Consider the following 9,046-nt stretch of genomic DNA (forward strand, 5'->3'; position numbering starts at 1 on the left):
CTGGCCATATTACCCAGCATCTGGCTGCCGATCGGGCCGCCGCTGCTCATGCCCACGCTCTGGTGCTCAACCTTGTAGTCCGCGTGGTTCTCTATGTTGCTGAAGCCCAGCGTGCCGGTATCCAGCTTATTGAGGCTGGCATCCGCCGTTGAGCCGATAACCGCGCCGTTCAGCTGCGTGTGCTCGCCGACCGTCACGTCAAAGCCGCCTTTACCTGCGAAGATGCCCGTCTGCTCGTTCACGCTCAACTAAACAGACCACACCAATAGCGAAGTTATACTCTTAAGATATGCAGAGGTGGTGACCATGCTAAAGCGGGCCTGTAAAAATCTTTCTGAACGTAAGCAGCAAGAGATTGCGGCATATATTGAGCTGTTTGCCATGTCGCAGAAACGAACACAGAAAATCACCGAAGAAACGGTAAACTGGTAGGTATTTTGAATTACATGACTGAATGTGAAAGAATATCCCAACCTCAAGGGCTGGGATATTCTATTTTAAATTGGGAGTTTAGTCATTAATTCCTCAACTTTTCCTGTATCTTCAGGATGAAGCCGAAGATATTTTTCGCAGGCTAACCGAACATACTGATAACAGATATCTTCGCTGACAATGACCGTATCATCTTTTTCTGGCGGATAGCCTATTGCAAACTCAACCCCTTCAAAATGTTCACTTTCATCATAACTATTCATGTCAGGAAAGTTACAATAAGCTCCATCAACATTGAGTGTCCATTTTTTTGATAACAGTTCAATAGCTTCCAAAAACTTATTTTCGTCATAAAGCCTTTCAAAATAGGATATAATGACTAAGTTTAATCCTTCATCAATATCTTTTTGATTAAAAAGTTCTTTTCCCATTATTAACCTCAATTAGGATGAAAATTCCGTACCAGTCCTGTAGATTTATCCACATAAATTCTGAAGCTAACTCCATCAGCGGTTGCACTGGCTTGCCCATTCTTACTCGCCATTGCATCTTTATAACCTTTAGCAGATGCTTGTTGTCCGAGCTCTAACATTTTCTCATCAGTGAATATATTAGGATCATAAATGGTTTTTGTTTCAACTGTATTTTTATATTGTCCCGTAAGGTTTCCTGCACGATCTTTAGTAGGTATTTGATATTTAACCTCCATAATGCCTTTTATAGCAGTATGTCTCTCGCTAATAACTTTCACACCGTACTCTTTTACAGCTTTATAAAAAGCATTTGCATTATGCCCACCTGATATTCCTGTTTTTTGTGTAAACCCATCAACAGTAGCCAGATGTTTTGGCTGGTCAATCCTAAAGCTGATACCGGATGGATAAATATTAGCTTCTTTAACCAAGGCACTGAATTTATTAGCAGCTGTCGTTCCCAGTACAGGCGATATTGAAGCAGCAACGATCCTCATGCCGTCATAGTTGGATATATACTGTTCTGCCGTCGCCCTGTCTACACCAAACTGCCGCATGGCATAGTTTACCGTGGCGTCCTTCACCTGCTGTTGATTTTGTGCGTCAACGCTGGTGATGTTCAGCAGGCTTATTATCTGGCCGTAAGCATCAGGATACATATCGCTGACTTTGTTATTGTACTGCCCAACTTCATACTCACCCCTGGCTGAGTAAGCTTCAAGCCTTGCAGAAGCACATCCCGCACTTGCAGCTTTTCCGTTAGCACAGGCATCTATAACTTTTTGGTCACGACTGATGCTTTTATCCAGCAGTTCATTTATCTGCTGCTGTGCCTTCTCTTGCTCTGCCGGGTCGTTGCTCTTGAGTTTCTGCTTCGCTATTTCAAGCTCGGTCTTTTCACTGACGTGAAGCCAATTATTCTCAACCGCATTCTTCCCGGCCTGAGCCCCCGTCATAGCTCCACCCGCGCTGTCCCCGACAAGGCCGCCCGCCAGACCCGCTGCCAGCATGCCCAGCGCGCTTATCGTCTGACGCTGCTCTTCGCTCAGGTCTTTACGGTCAACGCCCGGATAGAGCTGCTGCGCGATATACTCGCCCGCCGCGCCGCCTGATGCGCCCGCCAGCGCCGAACCGCCCGACGCCTGCGCAACCGCCGCGCCCAGCACCGCGTGCGCTATCAGGTTCGCCTCGACGTTCACCACTTCTTTGCCATTCGCATCTTTCGTGGTGGTCGCTTTATGAATAAGCTCCGCCAGGTACGGCGCCGCGCCGCCCGCTACCGCTGCCGATACGTTGCCGCCCGCCAGCGCCGAGACTGCCGCCGTCGCCGCGCTGATGCCCTGCTGAATGGCGCTGCCCGTTCCCCACGGCGCCATGGCATTGTTGTAAGCCTGCTGCGCTATATCCTCGTATCCGGGCGCCGTTTTCACGTTGTTCTGCCACGTCCTGCTGAGGTAAGTAACTGGTTATAAAGTAAAACCCCAGCTGCAAAAGCTAGGTTATTGCTGGTTAACAGAAGTCTGGATCTATCTGACCTTCCGCTTTCAGGATCTCAAGGAAGCGGTTGTAAGCAGTTTGATCTAATTCCAGAAGACCGTCTAACAAATCCTCTTTGATTAATGCCCAGTGATAAATACCATGCCCAACATTTTTAAAAAATACGTACTCTCCTTTAATTTCAGGCTCAACAATAGTTACTTCTCTCGCTGAGTAAGCAGATAGCCCTCCATAGTTTTTGGGCATTCCTAAAAAATTCACCTCACAATTAATGAAGTAAATTGCATATATATCAACAAGCTCACCATCGCATTCCTTTATTTTCATCGAACTTTATCCTTTATATTACTGATGACGTCTTGAGGATCGGCTATAACCCTCTGTGGTGTAGTTATTTTCATATCATATGCCTTACCAGTTTTTGAATTGTACTGATAATGAACAGTTATTGTTGAGCCATCTGAGAGCTTTTGTTTTGCCTCCATCTTCTGAAATCCTGATGATACAGGGAAGCGAGGGTCTTTATTCATGCCATCCAAAGCCTTACCAATTGTTGGGTTTTCTTTTACCTGATTCCATAATAACTGCTCATTGAGATCCCTTGGCGCTGTAAACTGCTGGCCCGGTTTCGCTGTCGAAATTTTCTTCGCTGCACTAATCAGGATCTTGTTATCAATAACCTTTGCCGCTTTTCCGACAAGTGACAGCGCTTTTTCTGCCGGGATTGACGTCAGCAGTGCCAGTGCATAGTCTTTTGCATCTTCCGCAGTCAGAAGCGCCATGGCAGTATCTGAACCGGGATTATTGCTCAGGATAGCTTTGATAATATCTGCGCTTTCAGGCAGATCGCCTTTCACCATTCGGGCCAGATCTGCCTGTACCTCTTCCGGGTGCAGATTCTTATCCTGAGCATACTGCGCGTATGACTGTACAGACTGGCCGAATCTATCGCGCCTGATGGCAATATATTATTCCAGCCATCACCCAGCGCATTATTCTCAACGACTAATTTTTCGGGGATAAGCGACGCTGAAAAAATCATAAGTCGATGCCAGCCGCTTTCTTACATAAGGATCTTGTGCGACCTCATCATAGCGTGCATAAAGTTGTGCTATTAAATCCTCTGAAAATGCCGCTCTAAATGACGTGTTACTATACTGAAATAAACCGTCCATCGCTGCCCCCAATACCGGCGCAGGCATATTTTCCACCTGCGCCGCGACATACTCTAGCGCATAGTTTTTATTTAGATCAAAGAGATGCCTCAAACAAAGGCTGTCTAAATAAACATCACCCACATCGCTGGATAACATAATTTTTCGACAAAAAGTCTCGCATGCGGCACCATTGATAAAATGTAATTCCATCAGTGCTGTGGCCGCCTCTTCGGGAGGATTGTCAAAAGAGTTAATATCCAGATACCCATTCTCAATGTAACTCGTGAGTTCTGTGATCAGCTGTTCTTTCGTTCTTGAGATCTTCATTTAAGATTAAAAACTCCAGTAGTAACAGTCGACAGGCGCTTTTTTCCGTCAGCCTGGACTACCCATGTTGCCGTAATTCTTACGGAGCCATTTGATCCTGTCATCACAATAGAGCTCTTCCTATTAGTAGCGGTGACGTTTTTTGCTGAACTCAATAACTTATCAATAATTATACTATTGTTTAAATTACTTATATTATCAATACCCACTCTTTCAAGATCTCGCCCCATTTGCCTGGACCGATCAATTCTTTGGAGATTATTTTCAATTTCTATAATCTCTTCAGCCTTTCCGGACTTAGCGAAGTCTTTTTGACTCGCACTTCTCTCATCTTTCAATTTATTGAGGCGAGACGTTAATGCTTCAACATCACCCGCAGACCCACCTCGAAGCCATACTTCTATTTTATCGACAGGAATATGCACATCTCCTTTAACTATCGTTGCATGATTTTTACCGTGAGCAACTGGTAACCATTTTACGCCACTTTCCATTTGAGCAACTTTCTGGATTGCTTTTGCCGCGGCTCCCGATACAACGATATTCGTTCCTATGTTTCCTGCAATCTTACCCTGCAACGAACCAGCCATTTTTCCTGCTAATTCAGGATCATTAATCAGAGCATACTCATACAGTTCGCTCCATTGCGTTACTGTTAATTTGATTGCCCCATAGGTTTCGTCGTAGTTCCACACAGCTTCAATTAAATCAGACATAGCATCAATCGGATGAAGAATGCTTTCCGCGGTACCTTGAACAACCTCCACCACACCGTCTTTGAAGCCCTCTTTGACACCCTCCTCTCTCCCTTTTCGGTAGGCATCCTTTTTCTCTTGATCATTGCCATAAACTTGATCTAAATCGACACCATCAGCCTGCCTTTGAATGCCATCCCGAACTTGCTTATCAGTTCTTCCTGCCAGGTTGAACGCATTATTCTCAACCGCATTCTTCCCGGCCTGAGCGCCCGTCACCGCGCTGCCCGCGCTGTCTCCTGCCAGGCCGCCCGCCAGACCCGCTGCCAGCGTGCCCAGCGCGCTGATGGTCTGACGCTGCTCTTCGCTCAGGTCTTTACGGTCAACGCCCGGATAGAGCTGCTGCGCGATATACTCGCCCGCCGCGCCGCCTGATGCGCCCGCCAGCGCCGAACCGCCCGACGCCTGCGCAACCGCCGCGCCCAGCACCGCGTGCGCTATCAGGTTCGCCTCGACGTTCACCACTTCTTTGCCATTCGCATCTTTCGTGGTGGTCGCTTTATGAATAAGCTCCGCCAGATACGGCGCCGCGCCGCCCGCTACCGCTGCCGACAGGTTGCCGCCCGCCAGCGCCGAGACTGCCGCCGTCGCCGCGCTGATGCCCTGCTGAAGCGCCCCGCCCGTTCCTTTACCGCTGTCCAGCATCGCTTTGTTGTATGCAGTCTGGTACAGCTGCTGAACGATATCGTCCTGCGCTGGCGTTTTATCCGGGTTGGCCTTCTGCCATTCCGTCTTCGCTGCCGCAAGCTCTTTCGTACCGGCCCTGTTCAGCGCTTCCGTGGCTGACTTCGTCGCCGCTATCTTACCCCCGGTTCTGACGATATCGCTGACCTGCAGGCCGATATCCACCACCGCCTGCACCGTTTCCACCCGGCGCTGCTCTTTCTCCTTATCGAAGATTTTCTCCAGTCCCGGATTCGCATTTGCCACGTCACGAATCAGGGGCGTCGGTAACGTGCGGGTGATGCCGGGACATCTTCTGCTGAGTGCGCGCGAAACCGTACTGGAGCCGCCCGCCGAGCCGGGAGTGATGACCAGGCTGCGTAAGATCTGCAAAAAGCTGTCGGCCCGCAAGCAGCAGCAGATCGCCGTGTTTATTGAAACGATCGCCATACCGCAGAAGCGGCCACGTAAGATCCCGGGTGGGGTAGTTGAGTGACGGACGCTTTAAGATAAGTGACTGGTTGTAAAGTAAAATGCCGCCTCAGTGGCCGGGATTTTTATCAAGGGCCTTGCCATTGTAGCTTAGACTTTAATTCATCAGGAACCAGTTTAAATAATGATTCTATATATTTAACATGTTGAATATAATTAGGTGATATTTCTTCACTGCATTTCTCAAAATAGTATTTTGCTTGATTATTTAAAAACCATAAATCATGCTCAACAAAGTCTGAGATGAGTAGTGTATGCATTAGGTTATGTACTAATTCAGCTTCAAAGTAGCACGATATATCACGCCCTTTATCTTTTTTATCCAATGACTGAATATTTCTGATGTAGGGCAAGGAAAGAGATAGCATTTTTACATATATCTCATTTTTTTTCATAAGGGTATCATTCTCCATAAAGTCATCACTTCCTTGTCGGCATAGATTTAGCTCCTGCTGGAGAATTCTTTGTCTGAGTCCATGAGCCATTTTGAAGTAATTTATCTATGTAAGATTTATCTCCAGTCTTTTTATATATTTCCTGAGCAGCCACCATCCGATGATTACCTTCCGATATATAATAATTCCCCTTACTATCTATATATCCAGCTATACGACCTTCAGGAGCATTAAATCTATAATTTCCTGACCGTCATATCATTTTTTATCTGGTCTACTTGCTGGGGGTTTCTCAACCCTGTTTGCATGCTCTTTATGCCTGTAGATACTCCAACTTGAGCTATATTTGAAACAGTTCTCTTAGCAAGCTCAAAAAGATCATTTCCCAATTTACCTAATGAAGCTAATGCTGCCTGATTCTCAGGATCTGATGCAAACGCCGCATATTTTTCCCACTCAGGGCTGTTTACATCTATCTTCGCCAGATCCTGACCGTTCCACTGCTGAACGTAGGCTTTGGCTTCCTCACTGGTCATCGCATCTACACCCGGCAGTTTACCCAGCCAGCCAGGTCGCTCTGCCATATTATAGCCGCCCTGGGCTACTTACTTATCCCATACCTGAACTCCCAGTGGGTCGTCCTGAAGTTTCTGGTCGGTTTCTGCGCTTTGCTTATCGCTTACCTGCTTCCACTTATCAATAACGGCCTGGCAGTCACCACCGGATTTACGGCAATCCGACAATTCTTTATCGAAGGCAAGAGATTGGGTAGCGGTCAGCGCATTATTCACATCACTAATTCAGCATTATTTCCCGCACATCGCCAGTATGGAAAAACTCACTAAAAACTTTAGTGACGAATGAAAAATCAGTTGTTATCTGGTTTTCAGGCCAATAATCCCCTAATATATTTATTTTATTGTTGGATTTTTTTTTATCAAAATACGATCTAACCTCATAATCATCGTTTATTATTTCTCCTAGCATTAACAAATAATTCCCTGCCTCGGCCCTTATTTGTAGCAACTGAGGCCCCTCATCATTGTCGTGAATATCTAATGTTAGTGTCCCATATCCATTTCTCAAAGCAGCTAATTTTATTTGAATAGCATTCCATAGAGGATGATTATCATTTCCTCCGTAACCATTTAGTGTCCAACTCATTGTAATAAGCATTATTTTTTCTCCTTTAATGATTTCATCCCTGGGTTCCAATACAATATTTTCCCACTGCTTTCCTCATAAACGGTGAGGGATTTTAAGCCTGCTTTATCTGCCATCGCAGCAATATCTCCACGACAGTACCCACATACGGGCTCTTTTGTGACTCTCATACTCATATCTTTACCAACCGTAATCCCATTATCGAATGCCTGTTGAATAGCACCAACTTCAGCATGGGCAGAAGCCATATTCCCATTAGGCAAATACTTACCAGGATTTTTCTCTATTTTAGATTCTATTCTACCGTTAATTAGAGTTGGTCTGCTTGCGTCACCCAAATAAAAATCCGGTCTATTACCCTGATTTGTATCAATAAAAGTCTTCCCGGTTATTGTATCCGTCAGTTCTGCTGTTACCTTAGGTATTGATGTGCGCGTTTGACGATCTAATACATGTGAGCTGTTCTGAGTCGCCAGCTGAGTTGGAGAAACTATTGAGCCATCAATATTGCCCACAACTTTATTACCCTGCCTGCCTCCCAAAACTATTGCCGTACCTAAGCCAACGTTGGCAAAACCCTTTGCATATTCCCCCTTGCTTATCTGTCCAATACCTGTACCAGTCTGATAAGCCCCTCCGACGGCTACGCTGCCACGTACCAGTGTTCCGGGTACTCCAGGAAGAACCATAAGTGCATCGGATCCCAATGCCGCCTGCCCTGATTGAGCGCTGTAAGTCTTTAAATAACCCAGTGCTTCATTATAGGCTCTGGCATCTGCTTGTGATGCTACAAAAGCATTGCCTGAAAGAAGCGAGCGTATTGCATCACTGGCCTTATTTGATGAATATCCGTACACCGTCTGCAGTTCTGTGCCATATTGGTCAAGCAATCCTGCCAGCTGCTGCTTTTCACTGTCCGTGATCGTTCCTTTCAAGAATTTGCCTACCAGCACATTGCTGGCTCTATCCTCATTCGTTGCCCTGACTATAGTCTGCGAAGCTTCCAGTAAATTCCTGCCTGCTTTTTGGTCTTCAATAGCTTTATTTAGTGCTTCGTTTTTCGTGACAGAAAGAAGATTATTCTCAACAGCATTCTTCCCGGCCTGAGCCCCCGTCACCGCGCTGCCCGCGCTGTCTCCTGCCAGGCCGCCCGCCAGACCCGCTGCCAGCGTGCCCAGCGCGCTTATCGTCTGACGCTGCTCTTCGCTCAGGTCTTTACGGTCAACGCCCGGGTAGAGCTGCTGCGCGATATATTCGCCCGCCGCGCCGCCTGACGCGCCCGCCAGCGCCGAACCGCCCGACGCCTGCGCAACCGCCGCGCCCAGCACCGCGTGCGCTATCAGGTTCGCCTCGACGTTCACCACTTCTTTGCCATTCGCATCTTTCGTGGTGGTCGCTTTATGAATAAGCTCCGCCAGGTACGGCGCCGCGCCGCCCGCTACCGCTGCCGACAGGTTGCCGCCCGCCAGCGCCGAGACTGCCGCCGTCGCCGCGCTGATACCCTGCTGAAGCGCCCCGCCCGTACCCTTGCCGCTGTCCAGCATCGCTTTGTTATAGGACGTCTGGTACAGCTGCTGAACGATATCGTCCTGCGTAGGCGTTTTATCCGGGTTAGCCTTCTGCCATTCCGTCTTCGCTGCCGCAAGCTCTTTCGTACCGGCCCTGTTCAGCGCTTCCGTGGCTGACTTCGT

10 protein-coding genes and 2 pseudogenes are annotated in these 9,046 nt (G+C 47.5%); 1 reads left to right on the forward strand and 11 read right to left on the reverse strand.

The genetic code is table 11. The features are described from left to right. The 7 genes and pseudogenes from ACETPC_RS23555 to ACETPC_RS23585 form a co-directional block, all read right to left on the reverse strand. Window positions 1-245: pseudogene (locus ACETPC_RS23555) on the reverse strand (hemagglutinin); the annotation flags it as partial. 252 nt (window positions 246-497) lie between these two features. After that, window positions 498-863, reverse strand: coding sequence for a ribonuclease toxin immunity protein CdiI (cdiI, locus tag ACETPC_RS23560; protein ID WP_380184864.1), 366 nt, complete (start codon window positions 861-863; stop codon window positions 498-500). A gap of 8 nt (window positions 864-871) precedes the next feature. After that, the gene (locus ACETPC_RS23565) at window positions 872-2,335 is read right to left on the reverse strand and encodes a VENN motif pre-toxin domain-containing protein (protein WP_380184865.1); all 1,464 of its coding nucleotides are present in this window, start codon (window positions 2,333-2,335) and stop codon (window positions 872-874) included. Between the two features lie 79 nt (window positions 2,336-2,414). Then, a complete protein-coding gene (locus tag ACETPC_RS23570; protein ID WP_380184866.1) occupies window positions 2,415-2,729 on the reverse strand; it encodes a hypothetical protein in 315 nt (104 codons plus the stop codon). Continuing rightward, entirely contained in the window at window positions 2,726-3,262 is a 537-nt protein-coding gene (locus ACETPC_RS23575) for a hypothetical protein (protein WP_380184867.1), read from the reverse strand. Before ACETPC_RS23575 ends, ACETPC_RS23570 begins: the two co-directional genes overlap by 4 nt. A gap of 138 nt (window positions 3,263-3,400) precedes the next feature. Further along, window positions 3,401-3,886 (reverse strand): hypothetical protein, encoded by a 486-nt coding sequence (locus tag ACETPC_RS23580; protein ID WP_380184868.1) that lies wholly within the window; start codon window positions 3,884-3,886, stop codon window positions 3,401-3,403. Further along, window positions 3,883-5,571, reverse strand: coding sequence for a VENN motif pre-toxin domain-containing protein (locus tag ACETPC_RS23585; RefSeq protein WP_380184869.1), 1,689 nt, complete (start codon window positions 5,569-5,571; stop codon window positions 3,883-3,885). The genes ACETPC_RS23580 and ACETPC_RS23585 overlap by 4 nt, the downstream gene beginning before the upstream one ends. Window positions 5,572-5,605: 34 nt before the next feature. Between ACETPC_RS23585 and ACETPC_RS23590 the strand changes: the two genes are divergently transcribed. Further along, complete coding sequence (locus tag ACETPC_RS23590; RefSeq protein ID WP_380184870.1) at window positions 5,606-5,800, forward strand: hypothetical protein; 195 nt, start codon at window positions 5,606-5,608, stop codon at window positions 5,798-5,800. 64 nt (window positions 5,801-5,864) lie between these two features. Here the strand turns inward: ACETPC_RS23590 and ACETPC_RS23595 are convergent, their stop codons facing one another. The 4 genes and pseudogenes from ACETPC_RS23595 to ACETPC_RS23610 form a co-directional block, all read right to left on the reverse strand. Then, a complete protein-coding gene (locus ACETPC_RS23595) occupies window positions 5,865-6,191 on the reverse strand; it encodes a zinc ABC transporter substrate-binding protein (RefSeq protein ID WP_380184873.1) in 327 nt (108 codons plus the stop codon). 25 nt (window positions 6,192-6,216) lie between these two features. Beyond that, window positions 6,217-6,979: pseudogene (locus ACETPC_RS23600) on the reverse strand (adhesin); the annotation flags it as partial. Between the two features lie 7 nt (window positions 6,980-6,986). After that, on the reverse strand, window positions 6,987-7,367 hold the full coding sequence (locus ACETPC_RS23605; RefSeq protein ID WP_380184871.1) for a DUF6911 family protein: 381 nt from the start codon (window positions 7,365-7,367) through the stop codon (window positions 6,987-6,989). Continuing rightward, window positions 7,367-9,046 (reverse strand): VENN motif pre-toxin domain-containing protein (locus ACETPC_RS23610; protein ID WP_380184872.1); only part of this gene is annotated, 1,680 nt, incomplete at its 5' end. The genes ACETPC_RS23605 and ACETPC_RS23610, both read right to left, overlap by 1 nt.

This window comes from Pantoea sp. sgz302252, assembly GCF_042610525.1.
Taxonomy (GTDB): domain Bacteria; phylum Pseudomonadota; class Gammaproteobacteria; order Enterobacterales; family Enterobacteriaceae; genus Erwinia.

Excerpts from the sequence above, each read along its gene's own strand:
- ACETPC_RS23595 (WP_380184873.1), bottom strand. The coding sequence starts at position 6,191 with ATGAAAAAAAATGAGATATATGTAAAAATGCTATCTCTTTCCTTGCCC.
- ACETPC_RS23580 (WP_380184868.1), bottom strand. The coding sequence starts at position 3,886 with ATGAAGATCTCAAGAACGAAAGAACAGCTGATCACAGAACTCACGAGT.
- ACETPC_RS23590 (WP_380184870.1), top strand. The coding sequence starts at position 5,606 with ATGCCGGGACATCTTCTGCTGAGTGCGCGCGAAACCGTACTGGAGCCG.
- cdiI (WP_380184864.1), bottom strand. The coding sequence starts at position 863 with ATGGGAAAAGAACTTTTTAATCAAAAAGATATTGATGAAGGATTAAAC.
- ACETPC_RS23570 (WP_380184866.1), bottom strand. The coding sequence starts at position 2,729 with ATGAAAATAAAGGAATGCGATGGTGAGCTTGTTGATATATATGCAATT.
- ACETPC_RS23575 (WP_380184867.1), bottom strand. The coding sequence starts at position 3,262 with ATGGTGAAAGGCGATCTGCCTGAAAGCGCAGATATTATCAAAGCTATC.
- ACETPC_RS23605 (WP_380184871.1), bottom strand. The coding sequence starts at position 7,367 with ATGCTTATTACAATGAGTTGGACACTAAATGGTTACGGAGGAAATGAT.